General features: G+C 69.7%; 20 protein-coding genes and 1 pseudogene. 9 read left to right on the top strand and 12 right to left on the bottom strand.

Annotated features, from left to right (window positions below; all coding sequences use genetic code 11):
• Window positions 1-73: 73 nt before the first annotated feature.
• Window positions 74-1,645 (bottom strand): MDR family MFS transporter, encoded by a 1,572-nt coding sequence (locus AC2YHT_RS23330; RefSeq protein ID WP_487292228.1) that lies wholly within the window; start codon window positions 1,643-1,645, stop codon window positions 74-76.
• A 313-nt stretch (window positions 1,646-1,958) separates the two neighbouring features.
• Between AC2YHT_RS23330 and AC2YHT_RS23325 the strand changes: the two genes are divergently transcribed.
• Window positions 1,959-2,441: a copper chaperone PCu(A)C gene (locus AC2YHT_RS23325; RefSeq protein WP_487292227.1), complete on the top strand. Its 483-nt coding sequence runs from the start codon at window positions 1,959-1,961 to the stop codon at window positions 2,439-2,441.
• A 111-nt stretch (window positions 2,442-2,552) separates the two neighbouring features.
• Window positions 2,553-4,667, top strand: coding sequence for a M13 family metallopeptidase (locus tag AC2YHT_RS23320; RefSeq protein WP_487292226.1), 2,115 nt, complete (start codon window positions 2,553-2,555; stop codon window positions 4,665-4,667).
• A gap of 193 nt (window positions 4,668-4,860) precedes the next feature.
• Here AC2YHT_RS23320 and AC2YHT_RS23315 read toward each other — a convergent pair whose 3' ends face one another.
• Window positions 4,861-5,766 (bottom strand): alpha/beta fold hydrolase, encoded by a 906-nt coding sequence (locus AC2YHT_RS23315; protein ID WP_487292225.1) that lies wholly within the window; start codon window positions 5,764-5,766, stop codon window positions 4,861-4,863.
• Window positions 5,767-5,841: 75 nt separating this feature from the next.
• Between AC2YHT_RS23315 and AC2YHT_RS23310 the strand changes: the two genes are divergently transcribed.
• Together AC2YHT_RS23310 and AC2YHT_RS23305 are read left to right on the top strand one after the other, a co-directional pair.
• Window positions 5,842-6,276: a DUF488 domain-containing protein gene (locus AC2YHT_RS23310; RefSeq protein ID WP_487292224.1), complete on the top strand. Its 435-nt coding sequence runs from the start codon at window positions 5,842-5,844 to the stop codon at window positions 6,274-6,276.
• Window positions 6,273-6,878, top strand: a complete 606-nt coding sequence (locus AC2YHT_RS23305) for a class I SAM-dependent methyltransferase (protein WP_487292223.1) — start codon at window positions 6,273-6,275, stop codon at window positions 6,876-6,878. The genes AC2YHT_RS23310 and AC2YHT_RS23305 overlap by 4 nt, the downstream gene beginning before the upstream one ends.
• A 131-nt stretch (window positions 6,879-7,009) precedes the next feature.
• On the opposite strand, the gene AC2YHT_RS23300 is transcribed toward AC2YHT_RS23305, so the two are convergent.
• Complete coding sequence (locus tag AC2YHT_RS23300; protein ID WP_487292222.1) at window positions 7,010-7,798, bottom strand: SH3 domain-containing protein; 789 nt, start codon at window positions 7,796-7,798, stop codon at window positions 7,010-7,012.
• Window positions 7,799-7,910: 112 nt separating this feature from the next.
• Between AC2YHT_RS23300 and AC2YHT_RS23295 the strand changes: the two genes are divergently transcribed.
• Window positions 7,911-8,768 (top strand): crotonase/enoyl-CoA hydratase family protein, encoded by an 858-nt coding sequence (locus AC2YHT_RS23295; protein ID WP_487292221.1) that lies wholly within the window; start codon window positions 7,911-7,913, stop codon window positions 8,766-8,768.
• 205 nt (window positions 8,769-8,973) lie between these two features.
• Here the strand turns inward: AC2YHT_RS23295 and AC2YHT_RS23290 are convergent, their stop codons facing one another.
• The 8 genes from AC2YHT_RS23290 to AC2YHT_RS23255 form a co-directional block, all read right to left on the bottom strand.
• Complete coding sequence (locus AC2YHT_RS23290) at window positions 8,974-9,552, bottom strand: hypothetical protein (protein ID WP_487292220.1); 579 nt, start codon at window positions 9,550-9,552, stop codon at window positions 8,974-8,976.
• Window positions 9,553-9,596: 44 nt separating this feature from the next.
• Window positions 9,597-11,015, bottom strand: coding sequence for a serine hydrolase (locus AC2YHT_RS23285; RefSeq protein WP_487292219.1), 1,419 nt, complete (start codon window positions 11,013-11,015; stop codon window positions 9,597-9,599).
• A 341-nt stretch (window positions 11,016-11,356) separates the two neighbouring features.
• Window positions 11,357-12,460, bottom strand: coding sequence for an SGNH/GDSL hydrolase family protein (locus tag AC2YHT_RS23280; RefSeq protein ID WP_487292218.1), 1,104 nt, complete (start codon window positions 12,458-12,460; stop codon window positions 11,357-11,359).
• 88 nt (window positions 12,461-12,548) lie between these two features.
• Window positions 12,549-12,977, bottom strand: coding sequence for a hypothetical protein (locus tag AC2YHT_RS23275; RefSeq protein ID WP_487292217.1), 429 nt, complete (start codon window positions 12,975-12,977; stop codon window positions 12,549-12,551).
• A complete protein-coding gene (locus AC2YHT_RS23270) occupies window positions 12,961-14,208 on the bottom strand; it encodes a pentapeptide repeat-containing protein (protein WP_487292216.1) in 1,248 nt (415 codons plus the stop codon). The genes AC2YHT_RS23275 and AC2YHT_RS23270 overlap by 17 nt, the downstream gene beginning before the upstream one ends.
• A 79-nt stretch (window positions 14,209-14,287) precedes the next feature.
• Window positions 14,288-15,247: a magnesium transporter CorA family protein gene (locus AC2YHT_RS23265; RefSeq protein WP_110122176.1), complete on the bottom strand. Its 960-nt coding sequence runs from the start codon at window positions 15,245-15,247 to the stop codon at window positions 14,288-14,290.
• An 84-nt stretch (window positions 15,248-15,331) separates the two neighbouring features.
• Window positions 15,332-16,018 carry a CHAP domain-containing protein gene (locus tag AC2YHT_RS23260; RefSeq protein ID WP_487292215.1) on the bottom strand — a complete coding sequence of 229 codons (687 nt, stop codon included), beginning with the start codon at window positions 16,016-16,018 and terminating at the stop codon, window positions 15,332-15,334.
• 67 nt (window positions 16,019-16,085) lie between these two features.
• Window positions 16,086-17,186, bottom strand: coding sequence for an acyltransferase family protein (locus AC2YHT_RS23255; protein WP_487292214.1), 1,101 nt, complete (start codon window positions 17,184-17,186; stop codon window positions 16,086-16,088).
• A gap of 117 nt (window positions 17,187-17,303) precedes the next feature.
• On the opposite strand from AC2YHT_RS23255, the gene AC2YHT_RS23250 reads away from it, so the two are divergent.
• Complete coding sequence (locus AC2YHT_RS23250) at window positions 17,304-18,086, top strand: TerC family protein (RefSeq protein WP_487292213.1); 783 nt, start codon at window positions 17,304-17,306, stop codon at window positions 18,084-18,086.
• 211 nt (window positions 18,087-18,297) lie between these two features.
• Here the strand turns inward: AC2YHT_RS23250 and ybaL are convergent, their stop codons facing one another.
• Window positions 18,298-19,947, bottom strand: coding sequence for a YbaL family putative K(+) efflux transporter (gene ybaL, locus AC2YHT_RS23245; protein ID WP_487292212.1), 1,650 nt, complete (start codon window positions 19,945-19,947; stop codon window positions 18,298-18,300).
• A 71-nt stretch (window positions 19,948-20,018) separates the two neighbouring features.
• On the opposite strand from ybaL, the gene AC2YHT_RS23240 reads away from it, so the two are divergent.
• From AC2YHT_RS23240 to AC2YHT_RS23230, 3 genes and pseudogenes are all read left to right on the top strand, one after another.
• Window positions 20,019-20,294, top strand: a complete 276-nt coding sequence (locus tag AC2YHT_RS23240) for a helix-turn-helix domain-containing protein (RefSeq protein ID WP_487292252.1) — start codon at window positions 20,019-20,021, stop codon at window positions 20,292-20,294.
• A 24-nt stretch (window positions 20,295-20,318) separates the two neighbouring features.
• Window positions 20,319-22,097: a cation:proton antiporter domain-containing protein gene (locus tag AC2YHT_RS23235; RefSeq protein ID WP_487292211.1), complete on the top strand. Its 1,779-nt coding sequence runs from the start codon at window positions 20,319-20,321 to the stop codon at window positions 22,095-22,097.
• Window positions 22,098-22,437: 340 nt separating this feature from the next.
• Window positions 22,438-23,298 (top strand): annotated as a pseudogene (locus tag AC2YHT_RS23230) (outer membrane protein); the annotation flags it as partial.
• Between the last annotated feature and the right edge of the window lie 83 nt (window positions 23,299-23,381).

Below are 23,381 nucleotides of genomic sequence, written 5' to 3'. Positions count from 1 at the left end.
CCCCCAGAGGGGGAGCATCTGTCTTGCTAGATCCTCCCCCTCTGGGGGAGGTGGCCCGGAGGGCCGGAGGGGGTCAGCCCGCGACCTCTTCCTTCTCCAGCACCGGTTCCTGCGTCGGCATGCGCGACCTCAGCGGCAGGGCGGGGACGAAGAAGATCACGATCACGCCCAGCACGATCACCAGCAGCGCCGCCTGCATCACGCCGCTGACGGCGTAGGCCAGGGCCTGGCCCAGGGCCGGGTCGCGATGGCCGCCGACCACGCCGCTCTCCAGGGCCAGGCCCTGCAGGGCGCCCAGATCCAGCTTGCCGCCGCCGTAGCTGGCCAGGCGGGTGGTCAGCAGGGCGCCGGCCACGGCCACGCCGACCGTCGAGCCGATCTGACGGAAGAACTGGTTGGAGCTGGTGGCCACGCCGATGTCGCGCGGCGACACCGCGTTCTGGGTGGCCAGGTTGAAGAGGCTCTGGTTGGGTCCTAGGCCCACGCCGACCACCAGCAGCAGCAGGCACAGCCAGTAGAGGTGGCTGATCCCGGCCAGGTGGGTCATCGGGGTCACCCCGACCAGCAGCAGCACCGCCCCGGCCAGCATGAACGGCTTGTACTTGCCCGTGCGGCTGACCAGCTGGCCAGACACCGACGAGCCGACGATCAGCCCGCCCATCAGCGGCAGCATGGCCAGGCCCGAGGTCGTGGCGTCCACGCCCAGGCCCAGCTGCATGTAGAGCGGCAGGAACACCGCCACCCCCATGAAGGCCATGGAGATCAGGAAGGCCGCCAGGTTGGCGGTGACGAAGGTCTTGTTCTTGAAGAGATGCAGCGGAACGATCGGGTTCGACACCCGGCTCTCGACATAGACGAACAGGGCGAGCGCCACGGCCGCGCCGACGAACAGGCCCACGCTCTGGACCGAGGCCCAGGCGATGTCGTGGCCGCCGAGGCTGAGCGCCAGCAGCAGCGGCACGAAGGCGGCGATCAGCAGGGCCGCGCCCAGGAAGTCGATGTTGCCCGAGCGCTGGTGCGGCAGGGCCGGCATCTTCACCAGGATCATGAACAGCGACAGCAGGCACAGCGGCAGGTTGACGTAGAACACCCAGCGCCAGCCGGCGATCACGTGGGCGCCCAGCTGGATCGTGCCGTGGTCGGTGAAATAGCCGCCGATCAGCGGGCCCAGCACGCTGGAAAGGCCGAACACCGAGCCGAAGATGCCGGCGAACTTGCCCCGCTCGCGCGGCGGATAGAGGTCGGCGATGATGGCGAAGGCGGTGGTGAACAGCGCCCCGCCGCCGATCCCCTGCAGGGCGCGGAAGACGATCAGCTGCACCATGCCGTTCATGCCGGCGATCGGGCCGAACTCGCCCGACAGACCCGACAGCCACGAGCCGATCATGAAGATCGAGATGCCGGCCACCAGCACCGGCTTGCGGCCGTAGATGTCGCCCAGCTTGCCCCAGATCGGCACCATCACCGTCGAGCTCAGCAGGTAGGCTGTGGTCACCCAGCTATAGAGCGTCAGGCCGTGCAGCTCGGAGATGATCCGCGGCATGGCGGTGGAGACGATGGTCTGGTCCAGCGCGCTGAGCAGGAAGACGATCATCAGGCCGGCCAGGGTGGTGCGGCGTTCGGCGTCGGTGAATTGGCCGGTCATGCGATGGTCCGTGGGCGATGTCCCGAGGGGGTCGCCCCGCCTAGCATGGTTCGCGCCGGAAGGCGGAGAGGGAACGGCGATCTCGTTCGCAGAGCGGACGTTCTCATCCCTCTCCCCTTGCGGGAGAGGGTGGCCTCGCGGAGCGAGGTCGGGTGAGGGGTCTCTCAGAAGGTTGCGGATAGGCCTTTCGACCCCTCATCCGTCGACCTTCGGCCGCCACCTTCTCCCGCAAGGGGAGAAGGCAACTGGGAGTTGCTCGCCCCGCGCGCCGGGGCGGCGTAAGCGTCTTGCGCCCTCCATGGAGACCCCGCCCATGCGCCGCCTCGTTCCGTTTCTCGCTCTCCTGGCCCTGGCGCCCATCGTCGCGACGGCCGCGCCGCGCGGCGCGCCGGTGTCGGTGCGCGAGGCCTGGGCGCGGCCGGCGCCGGCGGGGATGAACGGGGCCGGCTACCTCGTTCTGATCAACACCGGCGAGCGGCCGGTGACGCTGGTCCGCGCCGAGAGCCCGTCGGCCCGCGAGGTGATGATCCACCAGACCCGGATGCAGGGCGGCGTCGCCTCGATGCAGGGCATGGGCGAGGGCGTGGTGATCCCGGCCGGCGGCAAGCTCGTCTTCGGTCCCGGCGGCCGGCACTTCATGCTGATGGGGCTGCGGGCGGAACTGACCCCGGGCGGTCGCCTGCCGCTGACCCTGATCTTCGACGACGGCCGACGCGTCGAGACGCGCCTGGCGATCCAGCGCAACGCGCCGCGACCGATGGTTGCGGCCCCGCCCGCCCCGCCGCACCGTCACTGACCAGGCAAAGGGCGCCGGCCCGGTTTCCGGCAAACATGACAGAATTTTAAGGCAGGAAATTTCAGCGTCCGGCGCAGATTGCCGCGGGTTTTCCAACGGATCTGCCTTTCGATGAAAAAAGCTTGGTTCGGCGCCGCCGCGGCGGTCGCCCTTTCGATGTCCGCCTACGCCGCCCAGGCCCATGAGGAGCACGCCTGCGTCGACGACGCCTGCACCGTACAGTCGCTGCTGCCCCAGGGCTCCGACGCCGGCGGCGCCGAGGTCTCGCTGGGGTCGCCGCGCTACGGCCAGTGGGGCTTCGACCTCTCGGGCATGGACACCTCGGTGAAGCCGGGCGACGACTTCTACAAGTACGCCAACGGCAAGTGGGACGAGGTCACGACCATCCCGTCCGACCGCACCCGCTACGGCAATTTCGACAAGCTGGCCGAGCTGTCTGAAGCCCGCACCCGCGCCATCATCGAGGGCGCCGCCGCCGGCAAGACCACCGACGCCGACAGCGTCAAGGTCGGCGCCGCCTACAAGGCCTTCATGGACGAGGCCCGGATCAACGCCCTGGACGTCGCGCCGATCGCCGGCGAGCTGAAGCAGGTCCGGGAGGTCAAGACCAAGGCCGACTTCACCGCCCTGATGGGCAAGAGCGCGACCACGGGCTTCTCGTCGATCCTGGGCCTCTATGTCTCGACCGACGCCAAGAACCCGACCCGCTACGCCGTCTACGCCGGCCCGGGCGGCCTGTCGCTGCCCGACCGCGACTACTATCTCGACGCCAAGTTCGCCGACAAGAAGGCCGCCTACGAGCTCTATGTCGCCAAGATGCTGACCTCCGTCGGCTGGGAGAACGCGACCGAGAGCGCCAAGGCCGTGGTCGCCTTCGAGACGCGGCTGGCCGAGGCCAGCTGGACGCGCGTCGAACGCCGCAACCGCGACAAGACCTACAATCCCAAGACCTGGGCCGAGCTGCAGGCCCTGACCCCGGGTTACGACTGGAACCGCTTCCTGGTCGGCACCGAACTGCCGAAGATCAATCGCGTGGTGGTGACCACCGACACGGCCTTCCCGAAGTTCGCCAAGATCTACGCCGAAACCCCGCTGGAGACCCTGAAGGCCTGGCAGACGTTCAAGGTCGTCGACGGCGCCGCCCCGCTGCTGTCCAAGCGCTTCGTCGACGCCAGCTTCGCGTTCCGCAACAAGACCCTGGCCGGCCAGCCCGAGCAGAAGCCCCGCTGGAAGCGCGGCGTCGCCCAGGTCAACGACATGCTCGGCGAGAGCGTCGGCAAGGTCTATGTGGCCGAATACTTCCCGCCGGACTCCAAGGCCAAGATGGTCGACCTGGTCGGCAACCTGCGCACGGCCCTGAAGGCCCGGATCGAGAACCTCGACTGGATGGGTCCGGAGACCAAGGAACGGGCGCTGGACAAGCTGGCCAAGTTCACCGTCAAGATCGGCTATCCCGACAAGTGGCGCGACTACTCCAAGCTGGAGATCCGCGAGGGCGACGCCTACGGCAACAGCCTGCGCGCCAACGCCTTCGAATGGCGCCATGACGTCGAGCGCCTGAACCAGCCGGTCGACAAGACCGAGTGGGGCATGACCCCGCAGACGGTCAACGCCTACTACAACTCGGTCAACAACGAGATCGTGTTCCCGGCCGCCATCCTGCAGGCGCCGTTCTTCCATCCGGACGCCGACCCGGCCGTCAACTACGGCGGCATCGGCGGGGTGATCGGCCACGAGATCGGCCATGGCTTCGACGACCAGGGCCGCAAGTCCGACGGCGACGGCGTGCTGCGCGACTGGTGGACGGCGGAGGACGCCGCCAAGTTCGAGGTCCAGAAGACCAAGCTGGGCAAGCAGTACTCGGCGTTCGAGCCCTTCCCGGGCGTGCACGTCAACGGCGACCTGACCATGGGCGAGAACATCGGCGACATGGGCGGCCTGTCCTTCGGCCTGGACGCCTACCACGCCTCGCTGAAGGGGCAGCCGGCCCCGGTGCTGGACGGCTTCACCGGCGACCAGCGGGTCTATCTCGGCTGGGCCCAGGTGTGGCGCCAGAAGAGCCGCGACGACGCGCTCAAGCAGCAGATCGCCAGCGACCCGCACTCGCCGGCTTTTTACCGCGTCAACGGCACGATCCGGAACCAGCCGGGCTGGTACAAGGCCTACGACATCCAGCCGGGCGACAAGCTCTACATCGCGCCGGAAGAGCGCGTGAAGATCTGGTGATGTCCGTGCGACGTGCTCCTCCCTCGCTTTAGCGGGGGAGGTGGCGCGCTGCGGATACGCAGCGTGACGGAGGGGGCGACGGCCGGCACTGAGCCCAGTCTCGCCCCCTCCACCGCTTCGCGGTCCCCCTCCCCCGCACGCGGGGGAGGAGTAGAGCCCCGGGCCTCACCGCTCGGGGTTTTTCTTTGGGCGCTTAAGTCGCCGCTTCGAAGATCGCTTCGCGCACCAAGTCAGGGCGTTCCATCGGCAGGAAGTGGCTGGTCCCGACCACGGTCTCGATGCGCACGGCCTTGCCGCGGCGGGCGAAGGCCGCGCCGTCGCCGGTGCGGCAGGTCGAGCCGTGCTCGGCTTTCAGGATCCTCACCGGACCGCGGAACTCGCCGACCGCGCGCCAGGGATCGTGGCCCTGGGCGGCGTAGTTGGAGGCCTCCCAGGCGGGGGTGCAGGCCAGCTCGACCTTGCCGTCGGGCCGGTCCTTGAAGCCGCCGCCGACATAGTCGGCCAGCATCGCCTCGGGCCAGGACTTGAAGGCGCCGCGACCGCGATAGGCGTTGAAGGCGGCCTCGCGGCTGTCGAACACCTCGCGCCGACGGGTGGCGGCCTGGGCGATCGGCAGGCGCTTCCACAGCCGCCCCGAGGTCCACGGCGCCTTGGCGTAGAGGGCCAGCATGCGCGGCATGACGACGGGATCGAGCAGGACGAGGCTGGAGACCTTGCCCGGGGCCTGGGCGGCGGCCAGCAGGCTGACGGTGGCGCCCATCGAGTGGCCGGCCAGCACCACCGGCGCCTGGTCCAGCGCCTGGAGCAGGGCCAGCAGGTCGTCGCGCAGGTCCAGCCACGAGCGGCGCCCTTCCGGATCGGCCTTCAGCCGGCTGTCGCCATGGCCGCGCTGGTCGACCGCCAGCACCCGCAGGCCGGCCGACAGCGGGGCCAGCAGGGTGCGGTAGGTCTGGGCGTTGAAGCCGTTGGCGTGGACGAAGACGACGTCGACGGCGCGGCTGGGCGGACCGAAGTCCAGCGCTGCCATCTCGCCGCCGCCGGCCGGGCTGTCGATGGCGATCAGGCGCCGCTTGGGTTCGCGGAAGACGGCGGCGTCCATAGGCCCGAGGTTCCTTCTTCGTCGACTTGCGCCTTAAGGTAGGGGCGGGCAGCCCCGCCGTCCAATGGAGCCGCGATGAATCCGCTCGCCACGATAGGCTACGAGACCGATACGCAGGCCGGGATGATCGGGCGCCTGAAAGCCGCCCAGGTCGAGCTGGTGGTCGACGTGCGGGCCGTGGCCTCGTCGCGCAAGGCCGGCTTCTCCAAGACTCTGTTGGGAAACAGCCTGTTGGCCGAGGGCATCGGCTACCTGCACCTGCAGCCGCTGGGCACGCCCAAGGCCGGCCGCGACGCCGCCCGCGCCGGTCGGGTGGGCGAGATGCACGAGATCTTTTTGGCCCACCTGGAGGAGCCCAAGGCCCAGGTGGCCCTGGCCCAGGCGACGCAGCTGGCCGGCGAAAAGCGCATCGCCCTGCTGTGCTACGAGGACGACCCGGCCTGCTGCCATCGCCGCCTGGTCGCCGACCGCATCCGCGCCAGCCTGAAGTGCGAAGTCGTGGACCTGTGATCGACGTGGTGCTGGCCGGCTACGAGGCCGACGGGGCGGCGCTTGTCGAGCGGTTCGAGACCATAGACCCGGCGGGGCTCTACGCCCCGGTGGCCGGCTTCATCCCGACGACGCCCGCGCGGATCGCCGACATCGGGGCGGGGACCGGACGCGACGCGGCCTGGCTGGCGGGGATGGGCCATGCGGTGGTCGCGGTCGAGCCGGCCGCTGCGTTGCGCGAGGCGGGAAGGGCGCTGCGGCCCGACCTGGCGTGGATCGACGACCGCTTGCCGGAACTTGCGCGACTGTCGGGGCCGTTCGACCGCCTGTTGCTGAGCGGCGTCTGGCAGCACCTGGACGAGGCCGCGCGGGGGCTCGCCATGCGCAGGTTGGCGGCCCTGCTGGCGCCGCGCGGGGTGCTGGTCATGTCGCTGCGCCACGGCCCAGGCGCGCCGTCTCGGCCGGTGTGGCCGATCGACGTGGCGAAGACGATCACGCTGGCGGAGGCTTCGGGCCTGCGGCTGGTCCACCGCGCCGAGGCGGCTTCGGTGCAGGCAGGCAACCAGGCGGCCGGGGTGACCTGGACGTGGGTGTGTTTGGAGGCGCCTGCTCCTCCCTCGTGAAACGGGGGAGGTGGCGCGGCGCTATCAGCGCCGTGACGGAGGGGGCGAGTGACTGAGCGCCGTGCGCGCCGCCGCCCCCTCCACCACTTCGTGGTCCCCCTCCCCCGCTTTGCGGGGGAGGAGCTGGTTCATCAGACCTGCGTCAGCTGCCACTCGCCGCGGCCGTCGCGGCAGGCGCTGTAGCGCTCGGTGGTCGGGCGCTGGCCGCTGGTCGACACCGAGGCGGCGATGGTGCGGCACGAGGGGGGCGGGCCGTAGTTGCTGGCGGTCAGCAGCGAGGCGGAGACATAGCCGGTCCCGTAGCCGTTGCGGCCCACCAGCAGCCAGTTGGAGCCGGGGACGGCGCCCAGGATCTCGACCCGCTCGCCGGTCGACAGCTTGCCGACGACGGTCCCGCTGGTCGACGGGCCGCTGCGCAGGTTGGCGGTCGAGCGGGCGGTGTAGTCGGCGCCGACGGCGTCGTAGCTGGGCAGCTGCTGGATGTTGCGCTCGAAGCGCAAGGAGTCCCCGGCGACCGGCGGGCCGTAGCTGGACGAGACCACGTCGATGCGGCCCGAGGCGCCCGTGCGCGGGTTGCTCCACACCTGGGCCTGGCCGGTCTCCAGGGCCTTCTTGGTGGCGGCCTGGGCGCGGGCGGTGTCGGTCGACTGCATGCGGCAGCCGATATAGGAGCCCGCCGCCGCGCCAGCGGCCGCTCCGACCAGGGCGCCTAGGGTCTTCTCGTTCTTGGAGATCTTGCTGCCGACCAGGGCGCCGACGCCGGCCCCGATCAGGGCGCCGCCTTCCTGCTTGCCGCCGGTGCCCTCGCACGAGAACAGGCCGCCCAGCGGCTTGCTCTGGGCCAGGGCGGGAAGCGGGGCGGCCAGGCCGGAGGCCAGGACGGCGCCGATCGAGAGGGCGGCGGCGAAGGGCTTGCGCATTTTTGTCTGCTCCTTGCGAGGGACGGGCGTTCGGGGGATCGGCCCGCGGGATTTGACGTCGCCGCCGTCGCCCGTGCTATCGTTCAGGTGAACAACGATAAGGGAGGCGACGATGGGTAATGGAACACCGGTCGATTATAGCTGCTTCACAGTAGAGATCGAGGCCGGCGTCGCCCACCTGAAGCTGATAAGGGCGGAAAGCTTCAACTCCATGACGCGTTCGTTCTGGCGCGAGCTGCCCGAAATCGTGAACGACCTGGACCGGCGAGGCGGGGTGCGGGCGATCGTCATCTCCTCGACCGGCAAGCACTTCAGCGCCGGCATGGACCTGTCGGTGTTCGCCGACGAGGGCATCACCGGCGGCGAGCCCGTCGATCGCCACGTCGCGGCCGAGGCCTTCCGCCACAAGGTGAAGGGGCTGCAGGAGACCTTCTCGTGCCTGGAGCGGGCGCGGATGCCGGTGATCATGGCCATCCAGGGCGGCTGCATCGGCGGGGCGGTCGACTTCGCCACCGCCTGCGACATCCGCTACGCGACGTCGGATGCGTATTTCGTGATCCAGGAGATCAACATCGGCATGACCGCCGACGTCGGCACCTTCCCGCGCCTGTGCAAGCTGATCCCCGAGGGCTGGGTCAAGGAACTGGCCTATACCGGCCGCAAGCTGCCGGCTCAGAAGGCCCTGGAGCTGGGCCTCGTCAACGCCGTGTTCGACAGCCACGAGGCGGTGGTCGCCCACGCCCTGGAGACCGCCCGCGAGATCGCGTCGAAGACCCCGCTGGCGGTGACCGGCAGCAAGGTGATCATCAACTACGCCCGCGACCACTCGGTGGCGGACACCCTGGATTACCTGGCCGTTTGGCAGTCGGGCATGCTGGCCGGCCCGCACATGGCCGAGGCCTTCGCGGCGAAAGCCGGCAAGCGCGAGCCGGTCTATCCCGACCTCGCGCCGATCAAGGCGGGGATTTAGGGGTCCTTCTCCCCTTGCGGGAGAAGGTGTCATCCGAAGGATGACGGATGGGGGGTCTCTCAGAAACGGCGCGTCGCACCCTGCCGCTCCGCCGTTGCCGCGGATGGATTTGAGAGACCCCTCACCCGACCCGGCTCCGCCGGGCCACCCTCTCCCGCAAGGGGAGAGGGGGCGTTCGCGCCAGGACCCAGGGCGGGAAGCTTTTCTAGATCTTGCGGGTGATCTCGATCGCCTGCCAGCCGGCGTTGGGGCCCTGGCCGTCGGGGTCGAAGCTGTAGTGCACGGCGCGCCAGCCGTCGCCAACGCTGCGGTGCCAGCCGATCGCCTTCCAGCCTTCCGGATAGTTCAGCGTGTCGTCGAAATCGGGCGCGCCCAGGGGAGCGCCGAGCACGACCTCGCCCTTCAGCCGCTCGACCGTGGCGGCCGGATCGGCGGGCTGGAAATAGACGCGGCACTCCGAGGTGCCGCCGAGGTCGGCGACGTAGATCAGCGCGGGCCGGCCGGCGATCGCGCCTTGGCGGACCTCCTGCAGGCGGGCGGCGCCCTGGCCGAGCAGCAGGGCCGGAACGGCCTGGCCCTCCAGCGCCGTCCAGCCGGTGGCGCGGGCCTTGCGCAGGATCTCGCCGTGCGAGGCGGGCGCGATGCAGACGTCGCGGAAGGCCGCCAGTTCGCTGTGCAGGTCCGGCGGAGCGACCGGCGCCCGGGCGGCCGAAACGGCCAGGGTCGCGCCGCCGACGAGGGCGGTGGTCGCGGCGAGGAGGGCGACGAGCGTGCGAGTCTTCATGATCTCAGGTTGTGTCGTCGCCGTCCCTACCGGTCAAGCCCGGTTCAGCTTCCGGCCGCCTCCAGCGCCTTGAGGCGCTTAGTTGCGTTGGTGTTGCCGGGATCCAGCGCCAGCGAGCGGCGGTAGTGGACGATCGCGGCGGCCTTGTCGCCGTTGGCCTCGTAGGCGTCGGCCAGGCTGTCCTGGGCGTTGCCGCTGTCGGGGTAGAGCTCGGCGGTCAGTTTCAGGACGACCAGGGCGGTCGGCGCCTTGCCGAAGGCCAGCAGGCGGTAGCCCCAGTCGTTCAGCTCGTGCTCGTCGGGCTTGAAGGCCGGGTCGCGGCGCAGGCGGGCGACGACGGCGTCGGCCTGCTCCGGCGGGGCGGCGGCCAGTTCGGCGCGCAGGGCCGCGACGCCGGTCAGGGTCATGCCGGGGACGAAGCCCTGGGCGATCTCGTCGATCAGGTCTTCCGGCGTCGAGCCGGCCAGGTTGCTGAGGATCGCCACCCCGACCTTGTCGTTCGGATAGAGATAGACGGCGTTGCGGCTGCCGCCGGTCATGCCCACGACCAGGCGGTCCGGGCGCTTGAGCACCAGCCAGCCCAGGCCCCACTGGCCCGGCTTGCCGTCGGTGTAGGAAACCGGCGTCCACATCGTCGCCTTGGCCGTCTGGCCCAGCAGGCGGCCGTCCATCAGGGCCATCATCCAGCGGCCCATGTCGTCGCCGGTGCTGTCGAGGCCGGCGGCGGCGCGGGCCAGGGGCGAGAACACCTCGCGCCGCACGGCCGGCTGGTCGGGCGTCTCGCGCTTGTAGCCGTAGGAGACGGTGCGCCCGGGGCTGGGATCCAGGCTGTCGCCGTAGCGCGAGCGGGTCATGCCGGCGAGGGCGAACTGCTCGCCGCCCAGCGGCTCGGAGACCGGCCGGCCGTGCAGGCGGTCGATCGCCATCTGCACCAGGGCGTAGTTGGTCTGGCAGTAGTGGAAGCGCTCGCCGGGCGGAAACAGCACCGGCGCGGCCAGGGCCTCCTTCCAGGCGTCGGCCTCGGAAACCGCGCCGTCCTTCTGGCGGGGCACGAAGTCGGGCAGGCCCGAGGTGTGGCTGAGCAGCCGGCGCACGGCGATCCCGCGCCAGGTCTCGGGGAGGTCCGGCACATAGGCGCCGATCGGCTTGTCCAGGTCCAGCCGCCCGGCCTGCACCTCGCGCATCGCCGCCACGCCGGTGAAGGCCTTGGTGATCGAGTTGATGGGGAAGGTCGTCTCCGCGGTGACCGGCGCCTTGGTCGCCAGGTCGGCGACGCCGTAGGCGCGGGAGAGCACGATCTTGCCGTCCTTGACCACCACGACCTGCAGCCCGGGGATATGCCGCTCGACCATGGCCCGGCGGATGACGGCATCTGCGCGGGCGGTTGGATCGACCGTGGGAGCGGCCACGGCGATGGCCGGCGCCAGCAGGGCGGCGGCGCAGATCAGCGGCGTCCAGCGCATGTCGAAATCCCCTCGCGTTGCGGGGCGCAGAGGATCAGGCGGGGGCGGGGGAGCCCAGTTAAGTTTTGGTCATGGGGGAGCGCTGCGCCAAAACCCTCTCTCTTTGAGAGAGGGAGGGGCCCGCCGCGCAGCGGTGGGAGGGTGAGAGGTTTCACCGCTGGCAGGCAAACCCCGATCCCCGCTTCAATGTCTGTCAGTCTTTCGCCCTGGATGTGGGCGTCATCCATCCTCGACGCCACAGCCAGACCCTGGCCGCGCCTCGTCCGGATAAGTTTGTAACCTCTCACCCTCCCACGCCTTTGGCGTGGGCCCCTCCCTCTCTCAAAGAGAGAGGGTTTCCCCTACCGCCCCTGCCAGATCTCCGGCCGCTGGTCGAGGAAGCCCGACACGCGGGCCGAGATCCCCTGTTGATCTCGGGCCGAAGGGTGCCAGTCGCAGGCGGTCAGTTCCATCTCGCCGACAGGGATGACGGCCAGGCGGGTCTCGCCGCCGGCCTTGAGGTTTTCGGCCACCCGGTCCACCTGGGCGGCGATCTCGTTGTCGGCGCTGGGCGGGGCCAGCAGGATCAGGAAGGCCTGGGGCTGGCGGGCGCGGATCGTCTGGGCGAAGCGGACGTAGGTCGCCACATAGTCGTCGCGCAGGGCCTGGCGGTCCTTCCACGGCTCGCCTGGCTTCAGGGGCGTGGAGAAGTCGTTGGTGCCGAGATTGATCACCACCACCTGCGGCGCCCAGTCGGCGTTGGCGTAGGTCGGGGCAGCGCCCAGCAGCACCTTGGGCCAGGCCAGCGGCAGGGTGTCGCCGGGCATGCCGCCGTAGTTGCGCACGATCCCGCGGCCCGAGATGGCGTTGACCTGATGGTCGGCCCCGAAGCGCGCGGCGGTCAGCGGGCCGAAGGCGAGGCTGTTGTCGGTGGTGCTCCACACCTCGTCGCTCGTGCAGGCGCGCTTGTCGGAGGCGTCGCCGTAGCCGACGCTGTGGGAGTCGCCGATGAACTCGATCTGGCGGCGGGGCGCGGTCAGCGGCAGGGGCCTTGACGCGCCTTCCAGGAAGAAGCCGCCGAAGCGGGCCGGGCCGGCCTGCATCTCGCCGACCACGGCGGCGCGCACCAGGTGGCGGCCGGGAGGCAGGCCGTCGAGGCGGTAGAGACCGGGGGCGGGCTTGACCAGCCGTCCGGCCGGAACGCCGTCGATGGACAGGTGCAGGATCTGGTCGCCGGCGCCGACCTTGATCAGCACGGCCGGACCCTCGAAGGCGGCCTCGAAATGGGCGCTCGGCCACTGGTAGGTCCAGCCGTCGGGACCCGCCGCGACCCGGCCGCCGGCCAGGGCGGGCAGGGGCGTGAGGACGGTGGTTTCGGGGCTCGCGGCCAGGCGCAGCTGGGCGGCCGCTGGCGAAGCGCAAAGAGCGGTCAGCGCGACGGCCGTCAGAAGTCCCCGAAGTCTCATGGCGCATCCCCGTTGCCTGTGCGGACGTCGGGTGTAGCGGGCGGGGTGAATAAGAAAAGACGGAAAAGGTATTGTCGCGCGCGAGGGCCTAGGCGGTCAGACGAGCACGAAGGGCGTCGAACGGCCAGATGTGCGCGACCGCCGCATAGTTGGCGGTCTTGAGGTCTTCGGCCACCCATTTGCGGCGGGGCGTCAGCATCTCGACAAGGCATTCCAGCAAGGCCGCGCGCTCTTTCTCGGTGAGGGCCGATGGATCCAGGCCGCAGATGATGGCGATGCTCTGGCACAGCTGCAGGACCAGATAATATTCCTCGGTCTGGGGAGCGTACCCGCCACGTCCGATGGCGTGAACATAGCCGGCGGTGTCGAGGGCGGCCTCGCGCAGCTCTTCCGCGGAAAAGGGGTCTTCGACGAAGCTCGGATCGACACGGCCCTCGGCGACGACCCTGTCGGAAAGGGCCGAGTAGGCTTCACGCCAGCGGGTGGAGACCGGCGCTTCTCTACCCCTTCGGCGCAACGAAGCCTTCCGGCAGCTCGGCGCCGCGCAGGTCGCAGCCGGCGAGGTTGGCGCGGGCCAGGTCGGCGTCGATCAGGCGGGCGCGGACGGCGCCGGCGCCGGTGAGGTTGGCGCCGCGCAAGGTCGCGCGGGTCAGGTCTGTGCGCAGGGCGCGGCCCTCGCTGATCACCAGCGGGCCGAGCTTGGCGCCCGTCAGGTCGGCGCGGGCGAGGTCGGCGTCGGCCAGGCGCGCGCCGCGCAGGTCGGCGCCCTTCAGCTTGGTCCCGCGCAGGTCGGCCCCGACCAGGTTGGCGCCCTGCAGCTCGACGCCCTCCAGGTCCATGCCGAAGAAGATCGCGCCGGGCGCCGTCAGGCCGCTCAGCTTGCGGCCCTTGAGGCGTCGCAGCGGGCGGAAGTCGACCTGCGGGATCGAGATCGCCCGGCCCTGGGCGCCGCCGCTGGTGCAGAAGCGCTCGTGCTCGTCGAGCAGGTCGTGCAGGGGCTGGTCATCGACATAGATCAGCGGCGGCGGGGCGCGCAGCACCCCGGCCATGTCGGCGTCCTCGAGATTGGCGCCGGAGACGTCGACCCCGGTCATCACCGCCCGCTTGAGCAGGGCGCCCGACATGTCGGCGCCGAAGATCTCGGCCCCGGTCAGGTCGACCCGGTTCATGGTGGCGTTGTTCAGCCGCGCGCCCGACAGGGTGGCTCCTGAAAGGTCGGCGTCGGTGAGGTCGGCGGCGCGGGCGAAGGCGTCGGACATCTGGGCGCCGGCCAGGCTGGCGCCCTTCAGCATGGCGTAGTCGAGCCCGGCGCGGTCTTCGGCGTGGCGCAGCAGGCGGAAGCCATCGGCCCCGTCCTGCACGGCGGTGAGGCCCTCGCGCAGGTCGCAGCCCGACAGGTCGGCTCCCGACAGGTTGGCGCCGCGCAGATAGGCCCCGCGCATGTCCACCCGCACCAGGCGGGCGCCGCGCATGTCGGCGTCGCGCAGGTCGGCGCCATAGAGCACCGCGCGGTCGAGGATCGCCCCGCGCAGCGAGGCCCCGGCCAGCAGCGCGCCGGTCAGGTCGGCCTCGGACAGGTCGACGCCGTCGAGCTCGAAATGCGAGAGGTCGATATAGGCCAGGGACGCGCGGCGGCCGCCGGGCAGGCCCTTCAGATAGCGGCCATGCGCCTCGACCGCGGCCTTGACGGCGGCGGCCTGGGGCCTGCGGATCAGGCTTTGCGGCGCTGTGGCGGGAAGGGGCGACATAGGCTTTTTATCAAGGGTTCCCGCAACTTATGACGCCGCTCCATTTAAGGAACGGTTTGTTTTTCAGCTGTGCAACAAATCACAGCCAGCCTTTTCGGCGGAACCACATCAAGGGAATCAGCGCCGCCGCTAGCATCAGGCCCAGCGCTATCGGATAGCCCTCCAGCCAGCGCAGTTCGGGCATGTGCTCGAAGTTCATGCCGTAGATCCCCGCGATCAGGGTGGGCGGCAGGAAGACGGCCGAGAACACCGAGAAGATCTTGAAGATCTGGTTCTGCTCGATGTTGATGAAGCCGAGCGCCGCGTCGAGCAGGAAGGTGATGTTGCCCGACAGGTAGCTGGAATGGTCGGTGATCGAGGTCACGTCGCGCTGCAGCGATTTCAGGTGATCGCGCAGTTCGCGGTCGCCCTCGAACTGCTCGGCCAGGCTGGCGAAGCTGAGCAGGCGGGCCAGGCTGACCAGGCTGTCGCGGGCCTTGGCGTTGACGATCTGGGCCCGGCCCAGGCGCTCGAGGATCTTCTCGAAGGCCGCGCCGCGCGGGCGGCCGAAGATCATCCGCGACTGGGTCTCGACCTCGCTGGCGGTGCGCTCGAGGATGTCGGCGGTGCGGTCGATGACGGCGTCGAGCAGGCCAAGGAAGGTCTGCGGGCCGCCGGGGCACAGGCTGGGCTGGCGCTCGGCCTGGGCGGTGAACACCGAGAAGGCGCGCGGCTCGACGTAGCGGATGGTCACCAGCTTATCGCCGGTCAGCACGAAGGTCACCGGGGCTGCCGTGGGCAGCTCGCCCTCGGCGTTGACCAGGATGGTGGCGGTCATGAAGGTGCCGCCGTCCTCCTGGTAGAGGCGCGAGGAGGCCTCGATCTCGGCCATCTCCTCGCGGGTGGGCAGCAGCAGGCCGATCGACTGCTCGACGGCCACTTCCTCGGCGCGGGTGGGGTCCACGAGCTCGATCCAGACGGCGTCGGACGGCAGGCGCCAGTCGGGCGTATGGCCGCCCGGCTCGAAGCCCGGGGCGCCTTGTCGGAGAACTCTCAGCATGGATCGACCCGGACCTTCACCCTGCGGGTGTGGCCCAGGCGAAGGGTCGCGTCAACGCACCAGCGCGACGCGATGGACCGGGGATCAGCGCTGTTGCTGAGCGGGCTTGTCGTCGCCTTGGGCGGCGGCGATCAGGGCGGCGATACGGTCGGTCGAGTCGGCGGCCTGGTTGATCATGTCCAGCGGGTTGGCGCGGACCGACGAGGCGACCTGGTTGGCGGCCTGCTTGGCCAGCGACACGGCGGCGTTCTGGGCGAGCGCCAGCTTGCTGGTGGCGGCGGCGATCGTGACCGCCTGCTGGTTCTGGTAGATGAAGCCGTGGGTCGGATAGACCGTGGTGCCCAGATCGCGGATCGGGTCGTACCAGACCTTGACCTGGCTCCAGTCGCCGGCAGCCGACACGTCGACGACGGTGACGTCCTGTTCGACCTGGCCGCGGGCGCCGTTCATGACGGACCAGTTGGCGTGGGTGACCTGGATCACCCGGTCGGTCAGAACCTGCGAAACGAAGGCCACGTGGCCGAGGTTCATGCGGGCGGTGGGCTTGAAGCAGAGGACGGCGCCGGCCTTCGGCGTGAAGCCGGTGTCGTACTTGCCGACCGCCTGGCCCCACCAGGTGCGGGCGTCGCCGAAGATCTGGATGCCCGACATAAGGCGGGCGAAGGGGACGCACTGCCAGTACCCGTCGGCCACGGCGCTCGAGATCGGCGCGAGGCTGACCATGGCCGCAGCGGCCAGGGAACCCCAGAGGGCTCTCTTCCGTTTCGTCATGCTGTGGGTACTCCCCCGCGTCACTGGGTAAGTCGATAACCCTGGGGGAAAAATATGAAAAGAGTGTTTATTGAGCCACAGTGACGGTTGTGGCGGCGCCACTGCGGCGCTTGGCCAAAGACTTCATCAAGTCCCGGGCCGGCTTTTCCACCAGGTGGTACGAGGCCGCGGACAGCGGAATCAAGGCTGCGACGATTAACGCCCAGACCAGAAGCGGCAGTTTGTCGCCCTCGATATTCAAGAGCTTGGCCGCGCCGTTGACCGCCAGGATCTTCCACGGAATGCAGATCATGTAGGTCGAGTAGCTGATCTCGCCCAGATACACGAAGATGCTTTGGGTGGCGAAGGTCGAACCGGCCTTGGCCCGGCGCGCCAGCGATAGAATAAAACCGCCCAAAATGGCCACGATCAACGCATCTGGCGCCTGGAGCTGCACTGTAGCGAGCAGAAGCACCCCCGCCACGCCGGCGCCGATTCCCGCTCCGCGCAGGCTCAGGGTCTGGCTCTTCCACAGGGTGTAGAGCGCGCAGCCATAGAAGAAGCAGGGCACGATGCGCAGGGCGCCCCAGCGGATCGTCGCCTCGGTCAGCGGGAATCCGGCCAGCTTTTCGAAGGCCGGATAGAGCGCCGCGATCACCGCCAGGGCCGCGCCCAGCAGCACCAGCGGCCGCTCGCGCAGCTTCCAGGCCACGAAGGCGAAGGCGGGGAAGCTGAGATAGGCGAACCACTCGGCCGAGATCGACCACGAGGGGTGGTTCCACCCCGACACCGGCGCGAAGCCCCAGGCCTGGACCATCAGCAGATTGGCCGGCAGGGCGTCCCAGGCCATCATGTTCTTGTCGACGGCGATGCCGGCGATCCCGGCGGCGATGGCCATCAGCCCGACGCCGGCCATGGTGAAGAGGTGCAGCGGATAGACCCGCGCCAGCCGGTTCCACAGGAAGCCGCCATAGCCGAACCGGCCCTCGCCGAAAGCCGTCAGATAGACGTGGCAGAGGATGAAGCCGGACAGCACGAAAAAGGCCTCGACGCCCAGGTAGCCCTTGGCCACCACGCCCGGAACCGCGCCGCTGACGGCGAGGTTTGGCCAGTAGTGATACATCACCACCCAGAAGGCGGCGAAGAAACGAAGCGCGGTCAGGGGCTTGATATGGGCGGCGTCGGTCATATCTGCATTTCCAAGTCCCAGTTTCGCCGCATTTCGCCGACCGCCGTTTTGGCGGCCGCGGCGGGGCTCGCGGCGGGTTGGGGCGTGATCAACTTGTCCACAGCCTAGCCAGGACCCATGAACGAACTCCTTCACCTCGCCGCAGACCCGGCCGCATGGGCGGCCCTCGTCACCCTGGTGGTCATGGAAGTCGTCCTCGGGATCGACAACCTGGTCTTCATTTCCATCCTGTCGAACAAGCTGCCGCCCGAGCATCGCCAGCGCGTGCGCCGCATCGGCATCTCGCTGGCGCTGATCATGCGCCTCGTCCTGCTGTCGACCATCGCCTTCATCGTCGGCCTGACCGCCCCGGTCTTCGACCTCGGCATCGTCGGCCCGGTGGGCAGCCACGGCGAGCCGGCCTTCGAGACCGCCTTCTCCTGGCGCGACCTGATCCTGATCGCCGGCGGCCTGTTCCTGATCTGGAAGGCCACCAAGGAGATCCACCACACGGTCGATCCCAAGGAGGAAAGCCACGACGTGCTCGACAAGACCGGGGCTGCGATCTCCAACGTCGGCGCGGCGATCTTCCAGATCATCCTGCTGGACCTGGTGTTCTCGATCGACTCGATCCTGACCGCCGTCGGCATGACCGAGCACCTGGCGATCATGGTCATCGCGGTGATCGCGGCCGTGACCGTGATGCTGCTGGCCGCCGACCCGCTGGGCAACTTCATCAACAACAACCCGACCGTGGTGATGCTGGCCCTGGGCTTCCTGCTGATGATCGGCACCGTGCTGATCGCCGAGGGCTTCGGGGTGCACGTTCCCAAGGGCTACATCTACACCGCCATGGCCTTCTCGGCCGGCGTCGAGGGTCTGAACATGCTCTCGCGCAGGTCGGCTGCGAAGAAGAAGTAGCGGACCTGCTCCTCCCTCGCTTTAGCGGGGGAGGTGGCGCGCTGCGGATACGCAGCGTGACGGAGGGGGCGAGTGACAAAGCGCCGCGCGCGCCGCCGCCCCCTCCACCGCTTCGCGGTCCCCCTCCCCCGCAGGCGGGGGAGGAGAAATGAAAACGCCGCGACGGCCCTGGGCTGTCGCGGCGTTTCTTTATATCTGGCTCTCACCGACTTCAGTGCGCTGTCGCCGGCGGCGGAGCCCTGCGCGGCGCCCGCTGCAGCATCCCCCGCGCGATCTCCTGCTCGCCGATCAGGGCGTCGGTGGCGCCCATCTGGGTGAGCAGGTCGACGTCGGCGTCGGTGTAGGCGCGGGCGACGATGCGGGCGTCGGGGTTGGCGGCGCGGGCCTGCTCGATGATCCGCGCGGCCTCGAAGGGGCTGGGCACGGCGACGAAGACGTGGGTGGCCTTGTCCAGGCCCGCCTGCTGCAGCACTTCCGGGCGCACGGCGTTGCCCTGGACGACTTCATAGCCGGCCTCGCGCAGCTCGGTCGCCCTGTCGACCTCGTCCTCGATGACGACCAGCGGCGTGCGGTTCTTCAGGCCTTCGGCGACCGCCTTGCCGACCCGGCCGTAGCCGACCAGCACCGCGTGCGGCTGGGCCGCGGCGGCCACCGGCTCGACCGCCTCCTTGACGCTGACCTTGACCATGGCCTTGTCCAGCCAGGCGAACAGCAGCGGGTTGATCAGGATCGACAGGATGGCGCCGGCCAGGATCAGGTCGCGGCCTTCCGCCGGCAGCAGCTTCAGCGAAACGCCCAGGCCGGCCAGGATGAACGAGAACTCGCCGATCTGGGCCAGGCTGGCGGAGATGGTCAGGGCCACGCTCTGCGGACGCTTGAAGGCCAGCACCAGGGCGTAGGCCACCAGCGACTTGCCCACCACGATGATCAGCACGGTGGCCAGCACCGCCAGCGGCTCGCGCAGCAGCACCATCGGGTCGAACAGCATGCCGATCGAGACGAAGAACAGCACGGCGAAGGCGTCGCGCAGGGGCAGGGTCTCGTTGGCGGCCTGATGCGACAGCTCGCTCTCGGCCATGATCATGCCGGCGAAGAAGGCGCCGAGCGCGAAGGAGACGCCGAACAGCGCCGCCGAGCCGAACGCCACGCCCAGGCAGATGGCCAGCACCGCCAGGCGGAAGAGCTCGCGCGAGCCGGTGTGGGCGATGCGGTGCAGGATCCAGGGAATGACCCGGCGGCCGACGATCAGCATGAAGGCGACGAAGGCGACGACCTTGCCGATGGTGATGGCGAAGGTCATCAGCAGGCCGCCCGAGGCGTTGGCCGGCGGGGTGCCGCCCATCAGGCCCGACAGGGCCGGCAGCAGCACCAGGGCCAGCACCATGGCCAGGTCCTCGACGATCAGCCAGCCGACGGCGATGCGTCCCCGGTCAGTCTCGATCAGCCGGCGCTCCTGCAGGGCCCGCAGCAGCACCACGGTCGAGGCGACCGACAAAGCCAGGCCGAAGACCACGCCCGCGCCCCAGCCCCAGCCCAGCGCCACGGCCAAGCCCACGCCCATGACGGTGGCGGCGGCGATCTGCACGACGGCGCCGGGGATGGCGATCTTGCGCACCGCCATCAGGTCCTTGACCGAGAAGTGCAGGCCGACCCCGAACATCAGCAGGATGACGCCGATCTCGGCCAGCTGCGGGGCCAGTTCCTGGTCGGCGACATAGCCCGGCGTGAAGGGCCCTACGAGCACCCCGGCCAGCAGGTATCCGACCAGCACGGGAAGCTTCAACCGGTTGGCGAGCGCGCCGAAGACGAAGGCCAGGCCAAGCCCCGCGACGATGGTTGCGATCAGCGAGGTGTGGTGCATGAAGCCTCCTTGACGGTCATCTTTTTCGGGCGTACTCAACCAATATGGGTGACAAGCCCGCGAGTTTCCAGATGCCTCACGCAAAAATTCTCCTTCCGGCCCAATGCCGGGGCGCCCGCGGCCTGCTCAACTGGTCGCAAGGCGAGCTCGCGGACAAGGCGGGGGTGTCGCGCAGCACGGTCAAGGACTTCGAGACCGAGCGCCACGCCTTGCACCATAGCACCGAGCGGCTTCTCATCGATGCGCTCGAAGAGGGCGGCGCCGTACTGATCGCGGCGGTCGAGGGCGGCGAGCCCGAAGCGAGCGCGTGGGGACCCGGCGTGCGGCTGAAGGCGGCGACTGATTAGGATCGACCAAGGAGGGCAGGGCGCTTGAACCACGAGGTTTCACCGGCGGACTACAAGGATCTGGTCCTGTTCCTGGCCACGGCCGGGATCGTCGCGCCGCTGTTCAAGCGCCTGAAGATCAATCCCATCCTCGGCTTCCTGCTGGCCGGCGTGATCCTGGGGCCGTTCGGCCTGGGCCGGCTGATCGGCATCGCTCCCTGGCTCGACTACGTCACCGTCGACAATCCCGACGAGATCGGCCAGCTGGCCGAGTTCGGCGTCGTCTTCCTGCTGTTCATGATCGGGCTGGAGCTGTCGTGGGAGCGCCTGCGGCTCTTACGCAAATACGTCTTCGGCCTGGGCGCGGCCCAGGTGGTCGGCTGCTCGCTGGCCCTGGGGGCGGTGGCCATGCTGCTGGGCCAGTCGCCGGTGGCGGCCCTGGCCATCGGCTCGGCCCTGACCCTGTCGTCGACCGCCATCGCCGTGCCGGTGCTGGCCGAGCGCAAGCGGCTGCACGCGGAGGGAGGTCGCGCGACCTTCTCGGTGCTGCTGTTCCAGGACCTGGCGGTGGCCCCGATCCTGATCACCCTGGCGATCCTGGGTCGCGGACATGGCGAGTTCGACGCCCGCGGCCTGCTGGCCCTGCTGCCAGCGGCCCTCGGCCTGGGGGGCATCGTGCTGGTCGGCCGCTTGGCCCTGCGGCCGATGATGCGCTCGGTCGCCAAGGCCAAGAGCGAAGAGATGTTCATGGCCGCCTGCCTGCTGGTGATCATCGGGGCTGGCCTGGTCAGCGCGCTGTCGGGCCTGTCGATGGCTCTCGGCGCCTTCGTCGCCGGCGTGCTGCTGGCCGAAACCGAGTATCGCCACGAGGTCGAGGTCAAGATCGAGCCCTTCAAGGGCCTGTTGCTGTCGCTGTTCTTCGTGTCGCTGGGCATTCGCCTGGACCTGTCGCTGCTGGTCGCCTCGCCGGTCCTGGTGCTGGGCACGGCCGTCGGCCTGGTGGTGGTGAAGGCGGCCATGGTGTTCGGGCTGGGCAAGCTGTTCGGCCTGTCCAACCGGGCCTCGGCCGAGAGCGCTCTCGCCCTGGCGGCCGGCGGCGAATTCGCCTTCGTGCTTTTGGCCAACGCCATGGACGCCGAGGTGGTCAGCCCCTCGGTCGGCCAGGCCGTGCTGGTGGCCGCCACCCTGACCATGTTCCTGATCCCGGCCCTGACCGGCATCGGCGCGCGGTTGGGGCGCAAGACCCCGGCCGAGACCACCGAGACGCCGGAGGGCGTGGACCTGTCGACCGAGGAGCCCAAGGGGCGGGTGCTGGTGGTCGGTTTCGGACGCGTGGGGCGGCTGGTCGGCGACATGCTCGACCGCCACGACCTGCCGTGGATCGCCATCGATCGCGACCCTGGTCTGGTGCAGCAGGGCCGCCGCGCCGGCCACCGCGTCTATTTCGGCGACGCCGCCCGGATCGAGCTGCTCGAGCGCTGCGGCCTCGACCACGCCCGCGCGGTGGTCGTCACCATGGACGCGCCCGAGGCCGCCGAGGCGGTGGTGGCCGCCGCCCGGGGCCATCGTCCCGACCTGACCATCGTCGCCCGCGCCCGCGACGCCCGCCACGCCGCGCGGCTCTATGAACTGGGGGCCACGGACGCCGTTCCGGAGACCATCGAGGCCTCGCTGCAGCTTTCCGAGGCGGTGCTGGTCGATATCGGCGTGCCCATGGGGCTGGTCATCGCCTCGATCCACGAGCGCCGCGACGAATACCGCAAGGTGCTCAACCGGCCGGAGGCCCTGGGCGGAAAGCGCAAGCGGCTGCGCGACGCCGGATGAGCCCGGGGGCGCTCATCGGGGTCGCAGGTAGCCGGACACCATGTGGAAAACTTGGCCGTTACGGCCATTTTTCCGCCGTTAGAACCTGCCCGACGCTACGGAAGGCCTTGCGCGGACGCGCTTTGCGTGCGAACCGAGAGGGGAGCGGACGCCTTCGGGAAACCCCGGTCGCCAGATTCGGCGAGCGGGTTTCACAGGGCGACCGTGAGGTGTCGCGGGGGGCTTTCCGCCTCGGTGAAACTTTGGACGGTGTTGCCGAGCCGACACTTTCGCGGAACGTGCGCCTTGGTATAACGATGCTCGGCCGTTGGGCCGAGCAGGGCAATAGAGGGCTCTTGATATGAAACTCAAACTCCTGGCGGGAGCCGCCCTGGCCGCGGTGTTCGCCGCGTCGGGCGCTTCGGCCCAAGAGACCGGCTGGTACGGCGCGGTCGACCTCGGCTACCACTGGCCGAACGAAGTCACCAGCGAGTCGGACGGCAACGCTCCGGACGGCGCTCACTATCACTGGACCTGGAACACCGACTCCGATTGGACCGGTTTCGTGCGTCTGGGCTACCAGTTCACCCCGAACTGGCGCGCTGAACTCGAAGGCGGCTATCGTCCGGGCGATCTGAAGAGCGTCCGCGGCAACCCCGTCCGTCAGCAGCCGATCGGTCTCTGCACCCCCGGCGTGACCCGCACGACCGCGGCTCCGCGCTGCGGCGGTCCGGAAGGCTCGATCGAGTCCTGGTCGCTGATGTTCAACGTCCTGTACGACTTCGCGCCGGACGCCAAGATCAACCCGTTCCTGGGCGCCGGCCTCGGCGTCAACCGTCTGGACGTCCAGACCGTTGGCCAGTTCAGCGGCGTTTCGGGCGCCATCACGACCGCCAACCCGGCGGTCCAGAACCTGACCGTCGACGACGACGACATCGCGATCGCCTGGCAGGGCATCGCCGGTCTGGCCTGGAAGGCGACCGACAAGCTGAAGCTCGACGTCACCTACCGCTACTTCGCCACCGACGACCACAGCTGGCAGTCGAAGGGTTCGGCCGCTCTGCAGCCGGGCACGTTCGAAGGTCAGTACAGCGACCAGTCGCTGACGGTCGGCCTGCGGTACTCGTTCGCGGCTCCGCCGCCGCCGCCGCCGCCCCCGCCGCCGCCGCCTCCCCCGCCGCCTCCGCCCCCGCCCCCGCCCCCGACGCCGCGCCGCCGGCCCGCATCGAGGACGGCCGGGTGATCCTTCCGCTGAAGAAGGGCTGCGCGCTGGGCGAGGTCACGCCCACCGAGACCCCCAAGGAT

The organism is Caulobacter sp. SRI_008 (genome assembly GCF_057586355.1).
This window is presented reverse-complemented; position numbering and strand designations above follow the sequence as displayed.

Coding starts and splice junctions, on each gene's coding strand:
- AC2YHT_RS23330 (WP_487292228.1), bottom strand. CDS start 1,645: ATGACCGGCCAATTCACCGACGCCGAACGCCGCACCACCCTGGCCGGC.
- AC2YHT_RS23325 (WP_487292227.1), top strand. CDS start 1,959: ATGCGCCGCCTCGTTCCGTTTCTCGCTCTCCTGGCCCTGGCGCCCATC.
- AC2YHT_RS23320 (WP_487292226.1), top strand. CDS start 2,553: ATGAAAAAAGCTTGGTTCGGCGCCGCCGCGGCGGTCGCCCTTTCGATG.
- AC2YHT_RS23315 (WP_487292225.1), bottom strand. CDS start 5,766: ATGGACGCCGCCGTCTTCCGCGAACCCAAGCGGCGCCTGATCGCCATC.
- AC2YHT_RS23310 (WP_487292224.1), top strand. CDS start 5,842: ATGAATCCGCTCGCCACGATAGGCTACGAGACCGATACGCAGGCCGGG.
- AC2YHT_RS23300 (WP_487292222.1), bottom strand. CDS start 7,798: ATGCGCAAGCCCTTCGCCGCCGCCCTCTCGATCGGCGCCGTCCTGGCC.
- AC2YHT_RS23295 (WP_487292221.1), top strand. CDS start 7,911: ATGGGTAATGGAACACCGGTCGATTATAGCTGCTTCACAGTAGAGATC.
- AC2YHT_RS23290 (WP_487292220.1), bottom strand. CDS start 9,552: ATGAAGACTCGCACGCTCGTCGCCCTCCTCGCCGCGACCACCGCCCTC.
- AC2YHT_RS23285 (WP_487292219.1), bottom strand. CDS start 11,015: ATGCGCTGGACGCCGCTGATCTGCGCCGCCGCCCTGCTGGCGCCGGCC.
- AC2YHT_RS23280 (WP_487292218.1), bottom strand. CDS start 12,460: ATGAGACTTCGGGGACTTCTGACGGCCGTCGCGCTGACCGCTCTTTGC.
- AC2YHT_RS23270 (WP_487292216.1), bottom strand. CDS start 14,208: ATGTCGCCCCTTCCCGCCACAGCGCCGCAAAGCCTGATCCGCAGGCCC.
- AC2YHT_RS23265 (WP_110122176.1), bottom strand. CDS start 15,247: ATGCTGAGAGTTCTCCGACAAGGCGCCCCGGGCTTCGAGCCGGGCGGC.
- AC2YHT_RS23260 (WP_487292215.1), bottom strand. CDS start 16,018: ATGACGAAACGGAAGAGAGCCCTCTGGGGTTCCCTGGCCGCTGCGGCC.
- AC2YHT_RS23255 (WP_487292214.1), bottom strand. CDS start 17,186: ATGACCGACGCCGCCCATATCAAGCCCCTGACCGCGCTTCGTTTCTTC.
- AC2YHT_RS23250 (WP_487292213.1), top strand. CDS start 17,304: ATGAACGAACTCCTTCACCTCGCCGCAGACCCGGCCGCATGGGCGGCC.
- ybaL (WP_487292212.1), bottom strand. CDS start 19,947: ATGCACCACACCTCGCTGATCGCAACCATCGTCGCGGGGCTTGGCCTG.
- AC2YHT_RS23240 (WP_487292252.1), top strand. CDS start 20,019: ATGCCTCACGCAAAAATTCTCCTTCCGGCCCAATGCCGGGGCGCCCGC.